The 19,708-nt window shown below is 73.1% G+C and carries 17 protein-coding genes; 12 read left to right on the top strand and 5 right to left on the bottom strand.

Features of this window, described 5'->3' with window-relative positions:
* Nucleotides 1–27: 27 nt before the first annotated feature.
* The 5 genes from EBO35_RS17990 to EBO35_RS17970 all read left to right on the top strand — a co-directional run bounded on the left by EBO35_RS17990 (nt 28) and on the right by EBO35_RS17970 (nt 6,460).
* Nucleotides 28–1,176 carry a Gfo/Idh/MocA family protein gene (locus EBO35_RS17990; protein WP_206422604.1) on the top strand — a complete coding sequence of 383 codons (1,149 nt, stop codon included), beginning with the start codon at nt 28–30 and terminating at the stop codon, nt 1,174–1,176.
* Nucleotides 1,173–2,357 carry a dihydrodipicolinate synthase family protein gene (locus tag EBO35_RS17985; protein WP_122818944.1) on the top strand — a complete coding sequence of 395 codons (1,185 nt, stop codon included), beginning with the start codon at nt 1,173–1,175 and terminating at the stop codon, nt 2,355–2,357. Before EBO35_RS17990 ends, EBO35_RS17985 begins: the two co-directional genes overlap by 4 nt.
* The gene (locus EBO35_RS17980) at nt 2,354–3,283 is read left to right on the top strand and encodes a sugar phosphate isomerase/epimerase family protein (RefSeq protein ID WP_241153764.1); all 930 of its coding nucleotides are present in this window, start codon (nt 2,354–2,356) and stop codon (nt 3,281–3,283) included. The genes EBO35_RS17985 and EBO35_RS17980 overlap by 4 nt, the downstream gene beginning before the upstream one ends.
* Before the next feature lie 38 nt (nt 3,284–3,321).
* Complete coding sequence (locus EBO35_RS17975; RefSeq protein ID WP_206422603.1) at nt 3,322–4,062, top strand: hypothetical protein; 741 nt, start codon at nt 3,322–3,324, stop codon at nt 4,060–4,062.
* Nucleotides 4,063–4,132: 70 nt separating this feature from the next.
* Nucleotides 4,133–6,460 (top strand): PQQ-dependent sugar dehydrogenase, encoded by a 2,328-nt coding sequence (locus EBO35_RS17970; RefSeq protein WP_122818943.1) that lies wholly within the window; start codon nt 4,133–4,135, stop codon nt 6,458–6,460.
* Between the two features lie 79 nt (nt 6,461–6,539).
* Here EBO35_RS17970 and EBO35_RS17965 read toward each other — a convergent pair whose 3' ends face one another.
* Nucleotides 6,540–6,791: a hypothetical protein gene (locus EBO35_RS17965; protein WP_122818942.1), complete on the bottom strand. Its 252-nt coding sequence runs from the start codon at nt 6,789–6,791 to the stop codon at nt 6,540–6,542.
* Nucleotides 6,792–7,066: 275 nt separating this feature from the next.
* Nucleotides 7,067–7,930 carry an SDR family oxidoreductase gene (locus EBO35_RS17960; protein ID WP_122818941.1) on the bottom strand — a complete coding sequence of 288 codons (864 nt, stop codon included), beginning with the start codon at nt 7,928–7,930 and terminating at the stop codon, nt 7,067–7,069.
* Nucleotides 7,931–8,095: 165 nt separating this feature from the next.
* Here EBO35_RS17960 and EBO35_RS17955 point away from each other — a divergent pair, with 165 nt between their 5' ends.
* Nucleotides 8,096–8,650, top strand: coding sequence for a hypothetical protein (locus EBO35_RS17955; RefSeq protein WP_127479543.1), 555 nt, complete (start codon nt 8,096–8,098; stop codon nt 8,648–8,650).
* A gap of 73 nt (nt 8,651–8,723) precedes the next feature.
* Here the strand turns inward: EBO35_RS17955 and EBO35_RS17950 are convergent, their stop codons facing one another.
* Complete coding sequence (locus EBO35_RS17950; RefSeq protein WP_122818939.1) at nt 8,724–9,569, bottom strand: aldo/keto reductase; 846 nt, start codon at nt 9,567–9,569, stop codon at nt 8,724–8,726.
* Nucleotides 9,570–9,650: 81 nt separating this feature from the next.
* On the opposite strand from EBO35_RS17950, the gene EBO35_RS17945 reads away from it, so the two are divergent.
* Nucleotides 9,651–11,063 (top strand): CapA family protein, encoded by a 1,413-nt coding sequence (locus EBO35_RS17945; RefSeq protein WP_164478035.1) that lies wholly within the window; start codon nt 9,651–9,653, stop codon nt 11,061–11,063.
* Between the two features lie 3 nt (nt 11,064–11,066).
* Here EBO35_RS17945 and EBO35_RS17940 read toward each other — a convergent pair whose 3' ends face one another.
* On the bottom strand, nt 11,067–12,065 hold the full coding sequence (locus EBO35_RS17940) for a M28 family metallopeptidase (protein ID WP_122818937.1): 999 nt from the start codon (nt 12,063–12,065) through the stop codon (nt 11,067–11,069).
* 335 nt (nt 12,066–12,400) lie between these two features.
* Between EBO35_RS17940 and dnaK the strand changes: the two genes are divergently transcribed.
* The 4 genes from dnaK (at nt 12,401) to EBO35_RS17920 (ending at nt 16,650) form a co-directional block, all read left to right on the top strand.
* Nucleotides 12,401–14,257: a molecular chaperone DnaK gene (dnaK, locus tag EBO35_RS17935; RefSeq protein WP_122818936.1), complete on the top strand. Its 1,857-nt coding sequence runs from the start codon at nt 12,401–12,403 to the stop codon at nt 14,255–14,257.
* Nucleotides 14,254–14,943, top strand: a complete 690-nt coding sequence (grpE, locus tag EBO35_RS20100; protein WP_241153763.1) for a nucleotide exchange factor GrpE — start codon at nt 14,254–14,256, stop codon at nt 14,941–14,943. Before dnaK ends, grpE begins: the two co-directional genes overlap by 4 nt.
* Nucleotides 14,944–15,016: 73 nt before the next feature.
* Nucleotides 15,017–16,219 (top strand): molecular chaperone DnaJ, encoded by a 1,203-nt coding sequence (gene dnaJ, locus EBO35_RS17925; RefSeq protein ID WP_122818935.1) that lies wholly within the window; start codon nt 15,017–15,019, stop codon nt 16,217–16,219.
* On the top strand, nt 16,219–16,650 hold the full coding sequence (locus tag EBO35_RS17920; RefSeq protein WP_122818934.1) for a heat shock protein transcriptional repressor HspR: 432 nt from the start codon (nt 16,219–16,221) through the stop codon (nt 16,648–16,650). The genes dnaJ and EBO35_RS17920 overlap by 1 nt, the downstream gene beginning before the upstream one ends.
* A gap of 7 nt (nt 16,651–16,657) precedes the next feature.
* On the opposite strand, the gene EBO35_RS17915 is transcribed toward EBO35_RS17920, so the two are convergent.
* Entirely contained in the window at nt 16,658–16,876 is a 219-nt protein-coding gene (locus EBO35_RS17915; protein ID WP_122818933.1) for a hypothetical protein, read from the bottom strand.
* Nucleotides 16,877–17,072: 196 nt separating this feature from the next.
* On the opposite strand from EBO35_RS17915, the gene clpB reads away from it, so the two are divergent.
* Nucleotides 17,073–19,682: an ATP-dependent chaperone ClpB gene (gene clpB / locus EBO35_RS17910; protein ID WP_122818932.1), complete on the top strand. Its 2,610-nt coding sequence runs from the start codon at nt 17,073–17,075 to the stop codon at nt 19,680–19,682.
* Nucleotides 19,683–19,708: the final 26 nt, after the last annotated feature.

The raw sequence follows: 19,708 nt of genomic DNA, 5'->3' as shown, positions 1-19,708 counted from the left end.
CCCGACCGAAAGAGAGAGCAGACGAGCATGAGCGTCCGCACCCAGCGCATCGTGATGAACGGCGTCACCGGCCGGATGGGCTACCGCCAGCACCTGGTCCGCTCCATCCTGGCCATCCGCGACGACGGCGGCGTCCGGCTGCCCGACGGCAGCCGGCTGCAGGTGGAGCCGATCCTGGTCGGGCGGAACGCCGAGAAGCTCGCCGAGCTCGCCGAGCGCCACGGCGTCGCGGACTTCACCACCGACCTGGACGAGGCGCTGGCCGACGACAGCGCGAGCGTCTACTTCGACGCCCAGGTCACCTCCGAGCGGAAGAAGGCGATCCTCAAGGCGCTCGCCGCCGGCAAGCACGTCTACACCGAGAAGCCGCTGGCCGAGACCGTCGAGGAGGGCCTGGAGATCGCGGAGGCCGGCCGGGCGGCCGGCACGATCAACGGCGTCGTGCACGACAAGATCTACCTGCCGGGGCTGGTGAAGCTCAAGCGGCTGGTCGAAACCGGCTTCTTCGGCCGGATCCTCTCGGTGCGCGGCGAGTTCGGCTACTGGGTCTTCGAGGGCGACCTGCAGCCGGCGCAGCGGCCCAGCTGGAACTACCGCGCCGCCGACGGCGGCGGGATGGTCCTGGACATGTTCTGCCACTGGAACTACGTCTTCGAGCACCTCTTCGGCCGGGTCGACTCGGTCATCGCGAAGGCAGTCACCCACATCCCCGAGCGGTGGGACGAGCAGGGCCGGCGCTACGACGCGACCGCCGACGACGCGGCGTACGCGATCTTCGAGGTCGGCGACGCGATCGTGCAGATGAACTCCTCCTGGGCGGTCCGCGTGGACCGCAAGGAGCTGGTGGAGTTCCAGGTCGACGGCACCCACGGCTCGGCGGTCGCCGGGCTGTTCGGCTGCCGCATCCAGCCGCGGGTCCGCACCCCGAAGCCGGTGTGGAACCCCGACATCCCGACCGACCAGGACTTCCGCGCCCAGTGGGACGAGGTCCCCGACAACCAGGAGTTCGGCAACGGCTTCCGCGCCCAGTGGGAGCACTACCTGCGCGACGTCGTCGCCGGAACGCCGCACCCCTACGACTTCATGTCGGCCGTCCGCGGCCTGGAGCTGGTCGAGGCCGGGCTGCGCTCCTCGGCCGAGGGCCGGCGGGTCACGCTCGAGACCCGGACCTCATGAGCGTCCTCGCCGCCCGGGCCGGCGCCGTCGAGATCCCGTCCGCCGACGGCAGCTGGCGGCGGGTGCAGCTGGCCGAGCCCGGGCCCTGGGCCGACCACCCGGGGCCGTACGCCTCCCGGGTCGCCTTCGCCGCGGCCCACGTGGCCGCCGACCCGCTGGGCGACAACGTCCCCGGGGCGCCGGCGGTCATCGACTGGGACGCGACGCTCGCCTTCCGCCGGGAGCTGTTCCGCTACGGCTTCGGCGTCGCCGAGGCGATGGACACCGCCCAGCGCAACATGGGCCTGGACTGGCCGGCCGTGCAGGAGCTGGTACGCCGCAGCGCGGAGCAGGCCGCGGCGCACGGGGCCCGGATCGCCTCCGGCGCGGGCACCGACCAGGCCGCGCCCGGGTCGCTGAGGACCGTCGACGACGTGCTCGCGGCCTACACCGAGCAGGTCGCCTTCATCGAGTCCACCGGGTCCCAGGTCGTGCTGATGGCCTCCCGGCAGCTGGCCGCCGTCGCGACGTCCGCCGAGGACTACCTGCACGTCTACGGGCGGCTGCTCGAGCAGGTCACCGAGCCGGTGGTCCTGCACTGGCTCGGGGAGGCCTTCGACCCGCAGCTGCGCGGCTACTGGGGCAGCACCGACGTCGCCACCGCGACCGCCACCTTCCTCGACCTGGTGCGCGCCCACGCCGGCCGGGTCGACGGCGTCAAGGTCTCGCTGCTCTCCGCCGAGCACGAGACCGGCCTGCGGGCCGCGCTGCCGGCGGGGGTCCGCCTCTACACCGGCGACGACTTCAACTACCCCGAGCTGATCCGCGGCGACGGCACCCACCACTCCGACGCCCTGCTGGGCGCCTTCGCGGCCGTGGCGCCGGCCGCCTCGGCCGCCCTCGCCGCGCTCGACGACGGCGACCTGACGACGTACGACGCCACGATGGCCAGCACCCTGCCGCTCTCGCGGCACATCTTCGAGACCCCGACCTTCCACTACAAGACCGGCATCGCGTTCCTGGCCTGGCTCAACGGGCACCAGCCCGGGTTCACGATGGTGGGCGGCCTCCAGTCGGCGCGCGGGGTGCTGCACCTGGGACGGCTGCTGGAGCTCGCGAACGACGCGCGCCTGCTGCGCGATCCCGACCTCGCCGCGTCGCGGATGGCCGACTGGCTGCGGGTGCAGGGGCTGACCCGGTGAGCGGCACGCTCGCGGCGCCGGTCGACGTCCCCTCGGGGGCGCCCGCCCGGGTCCCGGACCCGGAGCCCGGCGACCCGCGGCTGGCCCGGCTCTCCCTCAACCAGCGCACGGTCGCGGGCTGGTCGCTGCGCGAGGCGATCGACGGCTGCGTGGCGGCCGGGCTCCCGGCGATCGGGGTGTGGCGCGAGCCGCTGGCCGAGGTCGGCGTCGACACGGGCGTCGGTTGGCTCCGCGACGCCGGCCTGCGGGTCTCCTCGCTGTGCCGCGGCGGCTTCTTCACCTCCGCGGACGGCGGCGCTCGCCGCCGGGCGCACGAGGAGAACCTCCGCGCCCTCGACGAGACGGCCGCCCTGGGCGCGCCCACGCTCGTGCTGGTGCCCGGCGGGCTGCCCGACGGCGACCGCGACCTCGCCGGCGCCCGCGCCCGCGCGGCCGAGGCGGTCGCCGCGCTCGCCCCCGAGGCGGCCGCCCGCGGCGTCCGGCTCGGCATCGAGCCGATGCACCCGATCTTCGCCGCCGACCGCGGCGTGGTCTCCAGCCTCCGCCAGGCCCTGGACATCGCCGAGCAGCTGCCGGCCGACCAGGTCGGCGTCGTCGTCGACACCTTCCACGTCTGGTGGGAGCCCGACGTGCTGGAGCAGATCGCGCGCGCCGGCGACCGGATCGTCTCCTACCAGGTCGGCGACTGGATCACGCCGCTGCCGCCGGACGCGCTGCTCAGCCGCGGCATGGTCGGCGACGGCCACATCGACTTCACCGCGCTCACCGCCGCCGTCGCCGCCACCGGCTACGCCGGCGACGTCGAGGTGGAGATCTTCAACGCCGACCTCTGGGCGGCGCCGGGCGACGAGGTCGTCGCGACTCTCGCCCGCCGGTACGTCGAGCTGGTGCAGCCGCCCCTGGAGGCATCAGCGACGCAGCGCTAGGGCCCCACCCCGCGGGTCCGACTCGGAAGGGAAAACGCATGGGCACCTCAGTCAGGAACCGCACGACAGCCGCCGCGGCCTCCGTCGCCCTGCTCGCCGCGGCGCTGGTCGCCGGGACCTCCCCGCCGGGCGTCGCCGGGACCGACCGGCCGGCCGCGGCCGGTGCCCGGCACGCGGAGGGCCCCGGGTTCGCGGTGGTCAGGCCGCGGGCGACCCCGGCGCACTGGGCGCTGCTGACGCCCGAGAAGTGGGACTTCGAGCGGGGTCAGGTCGTGCTGACCGAGCCGGGCACCGCCCCGACGGGCCCCCGGCGCCCGTTCGAGTACGCCGTCATCACCCAGGGCCCGGAGCTCGGCTCGCTGGTCTACCGCGCCGAGGTCCGCATCGACGAGGCCGTCGAGGTCACGAACCGCGACGTGATCCTGGTGTGGAACTACCAGTCACCGACGCGCTTCTACTACGCGCACCTCTCGACCGACAACACGATCTATCCCCACAACGGGATCTTCGTGGTCGACGACGCCGACCGGCGCCGCATCGACGACCAGTGGAACGGATCGGTCGGGGCCGCCCCGGCGATCACCGACGCCGACTGGCACGACGTACGCCTCGTCTACGACGCCCGGCGCGGCGGCATCGCGGTGTTCGTGGACGGCGCGCGCAAGCCGCTGATGACCGCGACCGACACCACGTTCAGCGGTGGCCGGGCCGGCTTCGGCTCGTTCGACAACTTCGGCCGGGTCCGGGACGTCCTCGTCGCGGGCGTCCGGTCCCGCTGAGCCACGACCACCACCCCAGAGAGAAAGCCCCCAGATAGTCACGAGAAGTCAGACAGAGAGGTAGTCATCCATGCGCACGTCACCCTGGTGGGCGGCTGCGGCGACCGGAGCCCTGGTCGCTGCACTGTTCGCACCACTGACAGCGGGAGTCGGCTCCGCCGCGGCACCGCCCGGCAGCACACCCGTCGCCGACCCCATCCCCGAGAGCCCCGTCCGCAGCTCGCTCGGCCTGGTGCTCGAGGAGTACCACCAGTTCCCCGAGACCGAGCCGATCCCCGAGCCGACCGACGCCCGGCTGATGCGGCACGCCCGGATCAACCACATCGGCGAGGTGCCGGACCGCTCGGGCCGCAAGTACGTCCCCGACCTCAACGGCCCGCTCTACCTGCTCGAACGGCGTGCGCGCCACGTCTACCTCGACTTCCGCGAGGAGTTCCCCGACTTCTACTCGGGCCGCGGCATGGGCAGCGGCTTCGGCTTCGTGACCTTCCACCCCGACTTCCGCAGGAACGGCAAGCTCTACACGGTCCACACCGAGAAGTTCGGCGCGATCGGGACCAAGCCCACGACGTACCCGGCCCAGCCGAACACCTTCCTGCACAGCGTCGTGACCGAGTGGACCGCCGACGACCCGTCGGCCGACACCTTCAGCGGCACCAGCCGCGAGGTCCTGCGGCTCGGGTTCGCCAGCCAGATCCACGCCGTCCAGCAGATCGACTTCAACCCGACGGCGCAGCGCTGGGACGAGGACTACGGCCTGCTCTACGTCGCGGTCGGCGACGGCGGCATCGGTCTCAACACCGAGATCCCGCAGCAGCTCGACAACCCCTACGGCAAGATCCTGCGCATCGACCCGCGGGGCAGCAACGGCCCCACCGGCGAGTACGGCGTACCGCGGTCGAACCCGTTCGTGCGCACCCCCGGCGCGGTCGGCGAGATCTTCGCCTACGGCATGCGCGACCCGCACCGCTTCTCGTGGGACGCCGGCGGCCGCAACCGGATGTACCTCGGCCACATCGGGCAGCACGCGATCGAGGCCGTCTACGAGGTCCGCAAGGGCGACAACCTCGGCTGGAGCGAGTTCGAGGGCCGCTACCTCTACGACCCGGCCGACGAGTGCAACCTCTACACGCTGCCCGAGGGGTACGACGACTCCGGCATCGTCTACCCGGTCGCATCCTTCGACCACGACCCGCCGGCCGGCTGGCCGTGCACCTCCGACAGCGGCCACGCCATCAGCGGCGGTCAGGTCTACCGCGGCCACAAGCTGCGCGGCCTGCACGGCAAGTACGTCTTCGGTGACCTCGTGGACGGACGGGTCTTCTGGACCGACGCCGCCTCGATGCAGCAGGGCCGGCGCGAGGAGGCCACCCTGCACGAGATGCAGCTCTTCGACACCGACGGCAACCGGATGCGGATGACGGACTTCGTGGACGACCCGCGGGTCGACCTGCGCTTCGGCACCGACGCCGACCGGAACCTCTACCTGGTGACCAAGGCCGACGGGAAGATCTGGAAGGTCGTCGGGACGCGGCACACGCCGTGGCCGCGCGAGGTCGAGCGGTCGATCCAGGACGACCTGGTCGCCCACTACGACTTCGAGCACCCGTTCCCGGCCGGGGGCCGGGAGCTCGACCAGGGCCCGTCGCGCACCTTGCTGAGCCTGGTCAACGGCGGCAACGAGATGTGGAACGACGACGGCGCCTTCCCCGGCAGCAACAACTCCATCCAGACCAAGCAGGTCGATCCGACGGTCGCCGGCAACGACGACTGGAAGGCCGGGGTCTGGGGCGAGAACGGCGTGCCGTCGCTGGAGCGGTTCGCCGGCGCCGAGGAGATCTCGGTGATGGGCTGGGTCAAGATGACCGGCGAGGGGCCCGCCCTGAACTCCAACACCCCGGACCCGAACGACCGCTACAACGCGATCGGGCTGGCCGGCATCCTGTCCGGCGACTCCGACGGGCACGGGGTCCGCGCGCTGCTGGAGCTGATCAACGTCAACGGGGAGCTCCGGCTGGTCGCGCTCGGCCGCCGGCTCGACACCGGCTCGTCGCAGACGTTCGCGGCGTCCCAGGACTGGCGCGAGCTGCTGCCGGTCGGGAAGTGGGTCCACCTGGCGGCGACGTTCGACTACACCACCGGTGAGATGGCCCTCTACCGCAACGGGCGGCCCCTCGACGGGTTCTACACCACCGCCGGCGACCCGTGGCAGGTCGACGGGACCGGCACCAGCGAGACCCTGCCGCGCGGCATCAAGATCGGCGGGTCCTACCCCCAGGACACCCGGGAGCAGAACCCGTGTGACTGCCGGTTCGACTCGCTGATGTTCCTCGACCGCGCCGTCACCGCGAAGGAGGTCGCCCGGCAGTACCGCCGCTTCCTGACCGCTGCCAACTAGCGGTCGGCTAGCGGCCGGCTAGCGGCCTGTGCTCCACCGTCGACCCGCCCGGTACTGCTCCGGGCGGGTCGACGGCTGCTCAGCAGGGCGGCTCGAGGGTCTCGGCGATCGCCTCGAACACCTCGCACCACTCGGCGTAGTCGGCCCGGGCGACGGTCGCGGTCAGGCAGGTGCCGAGCCCCCCGCCGAGCCAGCCCCACTGCTCGCTGACCAGGTCGCCCAGCGGGCCCCGGTGCGCGAACCGGTGGTAGGCCACCGGGCGCCCGTCCAGGTCGTACTCGTCGGCGTCCTCCAGCTCGAAGTCCGGCAGCCGGGCGGCCAGCGCGGCCACCGCCTCGGACCGCCAGGCGCCGACCCCGACGTCCGCACCGGCGGGCTCGCAGCGGACGACGACCTCCGGGCGGACCCCGCTCGCCGGCGGTCGCCGCGGTCGCGTGCACCAGCACGCCGTGGTCGGGCTCCGCGCGCCGCCGCCAGTGCGGCGGCAGCGAGACGGTCAGGTGCGGGGTCTGCGGGATCTGCGGGGTGGGGGCCATGTCCGTGGCCTCACCGCCGCGGCGTACGCCGAAACCGGCGGGCCGCCCGCCTGTGGACGAGCGGGGGGCGTCAGATGTTGTGGAACTCCCCGCAGTCGATGTTCAGCATCGTGCCGGTGACGGCCGAGGCCAGGTCGCTGGCGAGGAACAGCGTCGCCCGGGCGACCTCCTGCGCGGAGGCGAGCCGCTTGAGGTCGGTGGCGGCGGCCTTCTCCAGGTAGACGTCCTCGTGGGACTGTCCGGCCTCGGCGGCGAGCCAGTCGAAGTAGCCGGTGTTGACGTCCTCGTAGATGAACGACGGCGCCACGCTGTTGACCCGGATCCCGCGCGGCCCCAGCTCGGTGGCCAGCGAGGAGGCGAGATGGGCGAGGGTGCCCTGGGAGAGCCGGTGGCCGGCGTACTGGGGCTCGGAGGAGTACTGGACGCAGGAGTTCAGCATGATGATCGACCCCTGCGCGGCGGCGAGGCCGTCGGCGAACAGCGCGGCGAGCCGCAGCGGCGCGAAGACGTTTGCCTCGTTGGCCGCGCGCAGCGACTCCACCGGTAGCGTCGTGAGCGGGTCCATCCACGGGATCGCGAACGCGTTGTTGACCAGGCAGTCGATCCGTCCCAGCTCGGTCAGCACGGTTTCGACCAGCCGGACCCGCTCGTCCTCGTCGGTGACGTCGGCCGGCACGACGAGCGCCCGCCGGCCGTGCGAGCGGACCGCGGCGGCCGTCCGGTCCAGCCGGCGCTCGGTGGCGCCGACCAGCACCAGGTCGGCGCCCATCCGTGCCGCCTCCTCGCCCAGGGACCGGCCCAGGCCCGGACCGACGCCGCACAGGACGACCACCTTGTCGCGCAGCAGCGGGAGCGGGCGGTAGCGCTCCTCGACCGCGCGGGCGGTGCGCTCGTGGCGGGCCGACCCCCCGGCCGGGTCTGGCGGGACCGTCATGGCACCGGCCTCGCCGGCCGGAGCGCGTCGGAACCCATCTCTCGAGGTTAGGTCGGGTTCCCCAGCACGGCCAGCGCGTCGAGGGCCGGAGGTCCCGGTTCGCGCCACGGCCCGTCGTGCTCGACAATGGCAGCCCGACCTCGAAGCGAACCCGGAGTGACCGCCGTGGCCCCGTCCGAAGACCGTCCCGTCCTCACCGGCCTGCTCGCCCTCGTCGGTGTCGGCCTCGTCGTCGGCCTGGTGCTGGGTGGCGTCGCACTGGTCGCCACCCAGGTGCTGGGGATCGATGGCGAGGAGAGCGCCGAGGGGGCGTCCTCGGGCGCCTCGATGTACCTCCCGACCCCGTCGGAGACCCAGACCCCGTCCGGGCCGATGATGACGCTCGCGACCGAGGACGGCGAGGCCAGCGAGCCCGCCGACCCGGCGGAGGAGACCGAGAAGAAGGCGAAGAAGAAGCCCACGCTCACGGTCGCCCAGGACACCGTGTCGCCGATGCAGCGCATCGACCTCAGCGGGACCTACCCCCAGGGTGAGGGGGCGATCCTCCAGGTCGAGCGCTTCGTCGACGGGGGCTGGACCGACTTCCCGGTGACGGCGTCGGTCAGCAACGAGACGTTCTCGACGTACGTCCAGACGGGCCAGACCGGGGAGAACCGCTTCCGGGTCCGCGACACCGACTCCGGCAAGGTGTCCAACGAGGTCACGGTGACGATCGGCTGATCAGGCCGGGGGAGGGCTCCTCGCGCTTCTCGGCCTCTGCAAGGCCCGAGAAGCACGAGGAGTGCCCGAGGAGTCAGGCCGGGATGTAGTCGAACGTGTCCGGGTTCGGGCCGGTCCGGCCAGCCTCGCCGCGGTCCAGGGCCGCGATGTCGGCGACCTCCTCGGCGCTGAGCGTGAAGTCGAAGATGTCGAAGTTCTCCATCATCCGCTCGGCGCTCATCGACTTCGGGAACACGATGTCGCCGCGCTCGATGTGCCAGCGCAGGGTCACCTGTGCAGGGGTCTTGTCGTGCGCGGCGGCGATCCGGGTGATCACCTCGTCACCCAGCACCCCGCCCTGGGCCAGCGGCGACCAGGCCTCGACCTCGACACCGTGCCGGATCGAGGCGGCGCGGGCGTCCTCGTTGGTGAAGTACGGGTGCACCTCGATCTGGTTGACCACCGGCACGATGCCGGTCTCGGTGACGATCCGGTCCAGGTGGGCGGGCTGGAAGTTCGAGACGCCGACCGAGGTCGCGCGACCGTCGGCGACGAACTCGGCGAGCGTGCGCCAGGTGGAGACGAAGTCGCCGTCGTACCGGGTCGGCAGCGGCCAGTGGATGAGGAACAGGTCGATCCGGTCGAGGCCGAGGGCCGACAGGGTGGCGTCGAAGGAGCGCCGGGCGTCGTCGGGCCGGTGCACGTCGTTGTTGAGCTTGCTGGTGACGTAGAGCTCCTCGCGCGCGATGCCCGAGGCCGCGATCGCCTCGCCGACACCCTTCTCGTTGCCGTACATCTGTGCGGTGTCGATGTGCCGGTAGCCCACCTCGAGGGCCGCGGCCACGGTCTCCGCCGTCTGGTCCGGGGGAACCTGGTACACACCGAATCCGAGCTGGGGGATGGTCGTCTGGTCGTGCAGGGTGATGTTCGGAACGGTCATGCCTGCGACAAGACCATGCCGACCCAAACCATTCCCCGGCGCGAGCGACGTCACGCTCCGCGGACGGCTAGCGTGAGCCGCATGTCAGCCCGGGCGCCCGCAGGCGCCGCCACCGTGTTGGCGCTCCTGGCCGTGCTGGGCGGGGCGCTCGTCGGCGGCTGCACCGCGGACGACGAGGGGGGCGACGGGCGCGACCGAGCGGGCGGTGGCACCACCGCCCCGCCGTCCCGGGCAGGGACGCCCCCCGCCGAGCCCGGGCCCGGGCCGCCCGAGCTGCCCGAGCCGCCCGAGCTGCCCGAGCTGCCCGAGCTGGTCGTGGTCGGGCACGCGACCCGGCCACCGCCGCCGCTGGGCGCCGCGGCCGCGAACCGCCTGACCGAGGGGACGGCCACCCGCTGGCGGGGCCGGCGGGTGCTGCGCGCGACGGCGCCGGCCGCCGCGCGCCGGGCGGTACGCCGGGTCGAGCGCGACCCGGAGCTGCTGGCCGTCGTGCCGGTGGACGTGGTCGGCCCGACGATCGCGGTCGCCCGGGTGGCCGGCCGGGACCCGGTCCGCGACGCCCCGCAGGCGGTGCACGTCACGGTCGTCGGCGACGTGATGCCGGTCCGCGGCGTGCCCGACGCGGCGGCGGCCCTCGCGCCGATGGCGCGCCGGCTGCGCTCGGCGGACCTCACCGTCGGCAACCTGGAGACCACCCTGTCCCGCGCCGGTGCGCCCACCCAGGGCGGCGACTCCTTCGGCGCCGGGCCCGGACTGCTCGGGCCGCTGCGCCGCAGCGGGTTCGACGTCCTGTCGCTGGCCAACAACCACGCCGGCGACTTCGGCACCCGCGCCCTGCTGGAGACCGTGCAAGCTCTGCGGCGCAGCCCGGTGCGGCCCGTCGGCGCCGGGCGCGACCTGAGCGCCGCCGGCCGGCCGGCGTACGTCGAGGCGGGCGGGACCCGGTTCGCGCTGATCGGCTTCAACGCCATCGGCGAGACGCCGCGGGCGACGCCGGGCGCTCCCGGCGCGCTGTCGGTGCGGATGCCGCCGCGCACCGGCCCGCTGGTCGGTGCCGACGTCGACCACGTCACCGGCCTGATCCGCCGGGCCGAGCGGCGAGCGGACGTCGTGGTGGTGCTGCCGCACTGGGGAACGCAGTACACCCACGAGCCGGAGCCCGTGCAGCGCCGCGTCTCCCGGGCGCTGGTGGCCGCCGGCGCGGACCTGGTGGTCGGCGGCCACCCGCACTGGGTGCAGGGCGTGGACGTCGTCGACGGGGTGCCGGTGCTGCACTCGCTGGGCAACTTCGTCTTCGACATGGACTTCATGGAGCAGACGCTCCAGGGCGTCGTGCTCGAGGCGACGTTCTGGGGCGCGGAGCTCAAGGCGCTGCGGCTGGTGCCCTACGCGATGGACCCGGTGACGTTCGCGCCGCGGGAGGCGCGCGGGACGGTGGGGGAGGAGATCCTGGCCGACGTCTGGGCGGCCTCGACCGGCCCGTTCGCGCGCTGAGGCTCAGCGCAGCCAGGCGACGACGGTCCGGGCGGTCCGCTCCAGCTGCTCACGCTCGACCACCCCGGGGGTGTCGCCCGCGGAGTGGTAGCCGGCGTACGGCGTGCTGCCGAGCCGGACGCCGGGCAGGCCGGCCCGGACGAACGACCAGTGGTCGCTCGAGCGCTGGCCGTCCTCGGCCTGGGTCGGGACGCCGGCCCGCCGCGCGGCGGCGAGCACCTCGGCACGCAGCGGGTCGCCGGCCTCGACGCTCCCGACGGGGAGGGTGCCGCCGACGCCGACCCGGTCCAGCGAGACCATCCCGCGCAGGGCCCGGCGCTCGCGGGCCGGCAGCGACGCGACGTACGCGCGAGACCCGTAGTGGTGGTCGGCGTCGGTGGGCCCGCGGGGCTCCTCGGCGCCGAACGCCACCAGGACGACGGGCAGCCGGGTCCGCCGCGCCGCCACGGCCTCCGCGACCGCGAGCAGGACCCCGACGCCGGAGGCGTTGTCCTCGGCCCCGGGCGCCTGCGGAACGGTGTCCAGGTGGGCTCCGACCAGCAGCCAGGGCCGACCCGGTCGGACGTCGCCGCGGGTGGCGATCACGTTCGTCGAGCGCCCGCCGGGCACCGGCACGCCCCACGAGACGCCCGCCGGGGCACGGAACCGCTGACGGCGGACCTGCCAGCCCAGACCGGCGAGCTCGTCGTGCACCCACGCCGCCGCCCGGAAGTACGCCGGGGAGGTGCCGGGCCGCGGTCCGATCCGCCCGGCCAGGTGGCGCACCGCGGCCTGCGCCGTCGCGACCCGGACGTCGTCGGGCGCGACCCTGGGCGCGCTCTGGGGTGCGGGCGCCGGCTCGGTCGCCTGGGTGGGTGGCTGGGTGGGTGGTGCCGCCTGGGTCGGCGCGGCGGAGCGCGGCTCGCGGGGCTGGTCCGGCGCGGGGCTCGGGGAGTCCGAGCAGCCGGCGGCCAGGGCGACGCACGCGACAGCTCCCGCGAGCACCAGCGTCCGGGGCCTCATGGGCCGATCCAACCACCTGGGGCCCGCCGACCCGTGTGCTCCGGGCCGGATCGGGTCACCGGAGGAGGTCCACGGCGGCACGCGGTTCGAGAAAACCTCCCGCGGCGGGAACAACCAACGGTCCACCTGGCGTTGAGCCATGTGAGCAAACTTGAGTTGAACGAACTCAAGTGTTTTGTCAGACTCACGGCAGCGATGCAGCTGGCGACGCCGGCCCGCACGGCCGGGCACGAGCGTGCCCGGGCCGCCTGCGGGGCCTGGCGGACAGCTCGCAGCCACAGCTTGAAGACACAGACCTGCAAGATCCCCGAGCAAGAACCGGAAGGTGAATTCCCATGGCACGTGCGGTCGGCATCGACCTCGGCACGACGAACAGCGTCGTGTCCGTCCTCGAAGGTGGCGAGCCCACCGTCATCGCGAACGCGGAGGGCGCCCGCACCACCCCCTCCGTCGTCGCGTTCGCCAAGTCCGGCGAGGTCCTCGTCGGCGAGGTCGCGAAGCGCCAGGCGGTGACCAACGTCGACCGCACCATCCGGTCGGTCAAGCGCCACATGGGCACCGACTGGAAGGTGCGCATCGACGACAAGGACTTCACGCCGCAGCAGATCAGCGCGTTCGTCCTGCAGAAGCTCAAGCGCGACGCGGAGGCCTACCTCGGCGAGCCGGTCACCGACGCGGTGATCACGGTTCCGGCGTACTTCTCCGACGCGCAGCGCCAGGCCACCAAGGAGGCCGGCGAGATCGCGGGCCTCAACGTCGCCCGGATCGTCAACGAGCCGACCGCCGCCGCGCTGGCGTACGGCCTCGACAAGGGCGACGACCAGATGATCCTGGTCTTCGACCTCGGTGGCGGCACCTTCGACGTCTCGCTGCTGGAGATCGGCGAGGGCGTCGTCGAGGTCAAGGCGACCTCGGGTGACAACCACCTCGGTGGCGACGACTGGGACTCCCGCGTCGTGGACTGGATGGTCAAGAAGTTCAAGGACAACAACGGCGTCGACCTCGCCGCCGACAAGATCGCCAAGCAGCGCCTCCAGGAGGCCGCGGAGAAGGCGAAGATCGAGCTGTCGTCCTCGGCCGAGACCACGATCCACCTGCCCTACATCACCCACGGCGAGTCCGGCCCGCTGCACTTCGAGGAGCGGCTCTCGCGCAGCGAGTTCCAGAAGCTCACCGCGGACCTGCTCGAGCGCACCAAGACCCCGGTCCAGAACGTGCTGCGGGACGGCGGCGTCGCGATCAAGGACATCGACCACGTCGTGATGGTCGGCGGCTCCACCCGGATGCCCGCCGTGACCGACCTGGTCACCGAGCTCCTCGGCGGCAAGCAGCCCAACAAGGGCGTCAACCCCGACGAGGTCGTGGCCGTCGGCGCCGCGCTGCAGGCCGGTGTCCTCAAGGGCGAGGTCAAGGACGTGCTGCTCCTCGACGTCACCCCGCTGAGCCTCGGCATCGAGACCAAGGGCGGCGTGATGACCACGCTCATCGAGCGCAACACCACGATCCCGACCAAGCGCAGCGAGATCTTCACGACCGCCGACGACAATCAGCCGTCGGTGGAGATCAAGGTGGCCCAGGGCGAGCGCCAGATGTGGGCGCAGAACCAGCCGCTCGGCAACTTCGAGCTCACCGGCCTGCCGCCGGCGCCGCGCGGGGTGCCGAAGATCGAGGTCACCTTCGACATCGACGCGAACGGCATCGTGCACGTCTCGGCGAAGGACCAGGGCTCCGGCAAGGAGCAGTCGATGACGATCTCCGGCGGCTCCGCGCTGGGCAAGGACGAGATCGACCGGATGGTCCGCGAGGCCGAGCAGTACGCCGAGGAGGACGCCAAGCGTCGCGCCGCGGTCGAGTCCCGCAACCAGGCCGACCAGCTGGTCTACACGACCGAGAAGTTCCTCGCCGACAACGCCGAGAAGATCCCCGAGGACGTCAAGACCGAGGTCCAGGGCGACCTGGACTCGCTGAAGTCCCTGCTGGAGAAGGACGACGCCAGCGCCGAGGAGCTCGACGCGGGCATCGCCAAGCTCGGTGAGTCCAGCCAGAAGATGGGCGCGGCCATGTACGCCGCGGCCGAGGCGGAGAACGCCGCCGCGGGTGGGGCCACCGGCGCCACCGGCGAGGGCGACGAGGACGTCGTCGACGCCGAGATCGTCGACGAGGGTCCGGCCGACGAGGGCCAGTCCAAGTGAGCGAGGAGCGGCCCGACCAGCAGCGGCCGCCCACCGGCGGGCCGACCGATGACCCGGTGGACCCGGTGACCGGCGACGCCGCCGGTCACCCGGACGACCCGGGGGTCGCCGAGACCCCCACGGCGCCCGGGCCCGACCTCGATGCCTCCGACATCGAGGGTGACGTCGAGGGCGGGGCCGGGTCCGACGGTGGTGCGGAGACCGGTGGCGACCCGCTGCAGGCGGCGCGCGACCAGGTCGAGGTGCTGCGGATGGAGCTGGCGGAGCGGACCACCGACCTCCAGCGCATCCAGGCCGAGTTCCTCAACTACAAGCGCCGGGTCGACCGGGACCGCGAGCTGATCCAGCAGAACGCGACGTACGCCGCGCTCGCGCCGGTCACCGAGGTCCTGGACACGATCGACCGGGCCCGCGAGCACGGGCCGCTCGAGGACGGGTTCAAGACCGTCGCCGAGCAGCTCGAGCGCGCGGTCGCCAACCAGGGGCTGACCAAGTTCGGCGTCCCCGGTGACCCGTTCGACCCGGCCCTGCACGAGGCGCTGAGCCACCTCGGGCAGGACCCGGACGTCGAGGTGACCACCTGCAAGGTGGTCGCGAAGGCCGGCTACCGGATGGGTGAGCGCGTGCTGCGCGCCGCCCAGGTCCTGGTGGTCGACCCGGCGAGCCCGGCAACCCCGACAGAGTGACCCCGGCCCGGCGGGCCCGGCCGAACCTCGGCCGGGCCCGCCGGACCCGCATCCGAACGAGAGGAGGGCATGCGTGAGCAACAACGAGGGCTTCCGGCCCGAGTGGGCGCAGAAGGACTTCTACGCCGAGCTCGGGGTCAGCAAGGACGCCACGGCCGAGGAGATCAAGAAGGCCTACCGCAAGCTCGCGCGCGCCAACCACCCCGACTCCAACCCCGGGGACACCGCCAAGCACGAGAAGTTCAAGTCGGTCGCCGAGGCCTACGACGTCATCGGTGACCCCGACAAGCGCGCGAAGTACGACGAGATGCGCTCGCTGTACGGCTCCGGCGGCTTCCGCGGTGGCTTCCCCGGCGGCACCTCCGGCCAGGGTGGCGGCTTCAACCTCGACGACCTGCTGCGCGACCGGGCCTCGGGCGGCGCGGGCGCCGGCGGCTTCGGTGACATGTTCGGTGACCTGTTCGGGGGCGCCGGAGGCGGCTTCGGCCGCCGCCAGCAGCAGGCCCGGCGTGCCCAGAAGGGCGCCGACGTCGAGAGCACCGCGACGATCAGCTTCACCGACGCGCTCGAGGGCGTGACGATCTCGCTGCGGCTGACCTCCGACGCGCCCTGCCCGACGTGCAACGGCACCGGTGGCAAGCCCGGCACCAAGCCGCACGTGTGCCCCCAGTGCGAAGGGGCCGGCTACACGGTGGCCTCGGTCGGCGGCGGATTCTCGATGAACGAGACCTGCCCCGGCTGCGGCGGGCGCCAGCTGGTCTACGACCAGCCCTGCCCGACCTGCCACGGCTCCGGGCGCGGCACCTCGGCGCGCACCATCCAGGCCCGGATCCCCGCGGGGGTCAAGGACGGCCAGCGGATCCGGCTGCGCGGCAAGGGCGCGGCCGGCGAGAACGGCGGCCCGGCCGGCGACCTGTACGTCACCGTCAAGGTCAGCCCGCACCGGCTGTTCAAGCGCTCGGGCGACAACCTCGCCCTCGACGTGCCGGTGCGCTTCGACGAGCTCGCGCTCGGTGCCGAGATCAAGATCCCCACCCTCGGCGGCTCCCCGGTCACCCTGCGGATCCCGTCCGGCACCCCGGACGGCCGCACCTTCCGGGTGCGCGGCAAGGGCGCCCGGAAGGCCGACGGCACGGTCGGCGACCTGCTCGCCACGGTGCGGGTCCAGGTCCCGGCGGTGCTCGACGAGACCGCCCGCCGGGCGGTCGAGGCCTACCGCGACGCCACGGCGGACTCCCCGCTGCGAGCGAACCTCTTCAGCGAGGCCGGGTCCTGATGTCCCGCCGGGAGCCCTTCGGCGGCCCCCCGGGGCCGGACGCGGCGGTGTTCGTGATCAGCGTCGCCGCCGAGCTGACCGGTCTGCACCCGCAGACGCTGCGCACCTACGAGCGGCTCGGCCTGATCACGCCGCGCCGTACCGGCGGCGGTGGTCGGCGCTACTCAGCGCGCGACATCGAGCGGCTGCGCGAGATCGCCGACCTCACCGCCGCCGGGATCGGCATCGAGGGCGTGCGCCGGATCCTCGACCTCGAGACCCGCCTCACCGCGCTGTCGGCCCGCAACGAGGAGCTGCTGGCCGAGCTCGAGGCCACCAAGCAGGCGCTGCGGGCGCCGTCCCGCTCGAGCGACGGGGAGCCGGTCAACAAGCTCCCGGTGCTGCACCAGGCGGTCGCGGGGTCGATGGTCGTCTGGCGCCGCGGCCGCTGAGCCCGCGCTACATCGAGCGGCCGCGGACCACGGTCCGGGTGCTGCCGAAGGTGCGCACCTCGAAGCGGGTGTCCTCGGCCTCGTCCAGCCACCGGCGGACGGTCTCGAGGTCCACCCCGGACTCGTGGGCGATCGCCACGTCCTCGACCGGGTCCGGCTGCTCGCACAGCCGATCCGCGGTGGCGTAGACGAGCTCGGCCTCGGCGGTCTCGCGGTCGCTGGTCATGCGGGCAGGCTACGCGACGGCCCCGCACGCCGGACCCGACCGGACCACCGGGCCGCGCCCGCGCCGACGTGACGGGCGTCGCAGGGCACCCGCTAAAGTTGAGTGGAACAGACTCAACTCCGGGCATGTTGAGTCTGGTGACGCCGACGCCGCGAGACGTCCGGATCCACGCTGAACCTCTTCCTCAGGAGACCAGATGAGCCAGTTCGGTGCCGACAAGTTCACCACGCGCAGCCGGGAGGCGATCGAGTCCGCCCAGGTTGCGGCGACGACCGCCGGCAACTCCACGACCGAACCGATCCACCTCCTCGTCGCGCTGCTGCTCCAGGAGGACAGCACGCCCGCCGCGCTGGTCGCGAAGTCCGGGGCGGACGCCCCGGCGCTGGTCCGTGCCGCCGCCGCGCAGCGCGACGCCCTGCCGAAGGTGTCGGGCCAGACCGTCCAGCAGCCGCGCGCCTCGGCCGCGCTGACCCGGGTCCTCGCGACGGCGATGGACCTCGCCAACAGCATGAAGGACGAGTACGTCGCGACCGAGCACCTGCTGATCGCGCTGGCGACCGTCGAGAGCCCGGCGCAGAAGGTTCTCGCCGACGCGGGCCTGGACGAGCAGGGCCTGCGCGAGGGCCTCAGCGCCGTGCGCGGCAACCGTCGGGTCACCAGCCAGGACGCGGAGTCGACCTACGAGGCGCTCGAGAAGTACTCGGTCGACCTGACCGCCGCCGCCGAGGAGGGCCGCCTGGACCCCGTCATCGGCCGCGACGCCGAGATCCGGCGGGTCGTGCAGGTGCTCTCCCGGCGTACCAAGAACAACCCGGTCCTGATCGGCGACCCCGGTGTCGGCAAGACCGCCGTCGTCGAGGGCCTGGCCCAGCGGGTGGTCGCGGGCGACGTCCCCGACTCGCTCAAGGGCCGCCGGGTGCTCAGCCTCGACCTCGCGGCGATGGTGGCGGGCGCGAAGTACCGCGGCGAGTTCGAGGAGCGGCTCAAGGCGGTCCTCGAGGAGATCCGGGCCGCCGAGGGCCAGGTGATCACGTTCATCGATGAGCTGCACACGGTCGTCGGCGCGGGCGCCGGCGGCGACTCCTCGATGGACGCCGGCAACATGCTCAAGCCGATGCTGGCGCGCGGCGAGCTGCACATGATCGGCGCCACCACCCTCGACGAGTACCGCGAGCGGATCGAGAAGGACCCCGCCCTGGAGCGCCGCTTCCAGCAGGTCTTCGTGGGCGAGCCCAGCGTCGAGGACACGATCCAGATCCTCCGCGGCATCCAGGAGAAGTACGAGGCGCACCACGGCGTGCGGATCACCGACGCCGCGCTGGTCGCCGCCGCGACCCTCTCCGACCGCTACATCACCGGCCGCCAGCTCCCGGACAAGGCGATCGACCTCGTCGACGAGGCCGCCTCCCGGCTGCGGATGGAGATCGAGTCCTCCCCGGTGGAGATCGACCAGCTGCGCCGCCAGGTGGACCGGCTGAAGATGGAGCAGTTCGCGCTCGAGAAGGAGACCGACGACGCCTCCCGGGACCGGCTGGCCCGGCTCAAGGCCGACCTGGCCGACCAGGAGGAGCAGCTGCGCAGCCTGGAGGCCCGCTGGGAGCAGGAGAAGCGCTCCCTGGAGGGTGAGGGCGAGCTGCGCCGCCGGCTGGACCAGCTGCGCATCGAGGCCGACCGGCTGCTGCGCGAGGGCGAGCTGGAGCAGGCCAGCGAGATCCGCTACGGCCAGATCCCGGCCCTGGAGCAGCAGATCGAGGAGGTCTCCGAGGGCGCCCGCGTGGCCACCGCCGGGGCCGCCGAGAGCGAGCCCCTGGTCGGGGACGCCGTCGGCGCCGAGCAGATCGCGGAGGTCGTCGAGGCCTGGACCGGCATTCCCACCGGGCGGCTGCTCGAGGGCGAGACCGCCAAGCTGCTGCACATGGAGGAGGTCGTCGGTCAGCGCCTGATCGGCCAGCGTGAGGCGGTGGCCGCGGTCAGCGACGCGGTGCGCCGCTCCCGGGCCGGCATCTCCGACCCGAACCGGCCCACCGGCTCGTTCCTGTTCCTGGGCCCGACCGGCACCGGCAAGACCGAGCTGGCCAAGGCCCTGGCGGACTTCCTGTTCGACGACGAGCGCGCGATCGTGCGCATCGACATGAGCGAGTACTCCGAGAAGCACTCGGTGGCCCGGCTGGTCGGCGCCCCGCCCGGCTACGTCGGGTACGACGAGGGCGGCCAGCTGACCGAGGCGGTGCGCCGCCGCCCGTACTCCGTCGTGCTCCTCGACGAGGTCGAGAAGGCCCACCCCGAGGTCTTCGACATCCTGCTGCAGGTGCTCGACGACGGCCGGCTCACCGACGGCCAGGGCCGCACCGTGGACTTCCGCAACACGCTGCTGATCCTGACGTCCAACCTCGGCTCCAACTTCCTGGTGGACCCGCTGCTGGACGCGGAGACGAAGCGCGACTCGGTGATGGCGGTCGTGCGGTCCTCGTTCAAGCCGGAGTTCCTCAACCGGCTCGACGAGATCGTGCTGTTCGAGGCGCTCACGCTCGCCGAGCTCACCCAGATCGTGGACCTGCAGCTGGGGCTGCTGGAGAAGCGGCTCGCGGTGCGCCGGATCGCGATCGAGGTCACCGACGCCGCCAAGGCCTGGCTGGCCGAGACCGGCTACGACCCGGCGTACGGCGCCCGGCCGCTGCGCCGGCTGGTGCAGACCGCGATCGGGGACCAGCTGGCGCGGATGCTGATCGCCGGCGAGGTCACCGACGGCGGCTCGGTGCTCGTGGACACGGCCGACGAGGGTGGCCTGAAGCTCACGGTCCGGTGAGCGGCGTCGGGCCGTGCCCGGCGACC

The organism is Nocardioides pantholopis (assembly GCF_003710085.1).
GTDB lineage: Bacteria > Actinomycetota > Actinomycetes > Propionibacteriales > Nocardioidaceae > Nocardioides > Nocardioides pantholopis.
Note: the sequence above shows the minus strand (reverse complement) of the source record. Positions and strands in the feature narration are given on the sequence as shown.

Excerpts from the sequence above, each read along its gene's own strand:
- EBO35_RS17990 (WP_206422604.1), top strand. The coding sequence starts at position 28 with ATGAGCGTCCGCACCCAGCGCATCGTGATGAACGGCGTCACCGGCCGG.
- EBO35_RS17985 (WP_122818944.1), top strand. The coding sequence starts at position 1,173 with ATGAGCGTCCTCGCCGCCCGGGCCGGCGCCGTCGAGATCCCGTCCGCC.
- EBO35_RS17975 (WP_206422603.1), top strand. The coding sequence starts at position 3,322 with ATGGGCACCTCAGTCAGGAACCGCACGACAGCCGCCGCGGCCTCCGTC.
- EBO35_RS17970 (WP_122818943.1), top strand. The coding sequence starts at position 4,133 with ATGCGCACGTCACCCTGGTGGGCGGCTGCGGCGACCGGAGCCCTGGTC.
- EBO35_RS17960 (WP_122818941.1), bottom strand. The coding sequence starts at position 7,930 with ATGACGGTCCCGCCAGACCCGGCCGGGGGGTCGGCCCGCCACGAGCGC.
- EBO35_RS17950 (WP_122818939.1), bottom strand. The coding sequence starts at position 9,569 with ATGACCGTTCCGAACATCACCCTGCACGACCAGACGACCATCCCCCAG.
- EBO35_RS17945 (WP_164478035.1), top strand. The coding sequence starts at position 9,651 with ATGTCAGCCCGGGCGCCCGCAGGCGCCGCCACCGTGTTGGCGCTCCTG.
- EBO35_RS17940 (WP_122818937.1), bottom strand. The coding sequence starts at position 12,065 with ATGAGGCCCCGGACGCTGGTGCTCGCGGGAGCTGTCGCGTGCGTCGCC.
- dnaK (WP_122818936.1), top strand. The coding sequence starts at position 12,401 with ATGGCACGTGCGGTCGGCATCGACCTCGGCACGACGAACAGCGTCGTG.
- EBO35_RS17920 (WP_122818934.1), top strand. The coding sequence starts at position 16,219 with ATGTCCCGCCGGGAGCCCTTCGGCGGCCCCCCGGGGCCGGACGCGGCG.
- EBO35_RS17915 (WP_122818933.1), bottom strand. The coding sequence starts at position 16,876 with ATGACCAGCGACCGCGAGACCGCCGAGGCCGAGCTCGTCTACGCCACC.
- clpB (WP_122818932.1), top strand. The coding sequence starts at position 17,073 with ATGAGCCAGTTCGGTGCCGACAAGTTCACCACGCGCAGCCGGGAGGCG.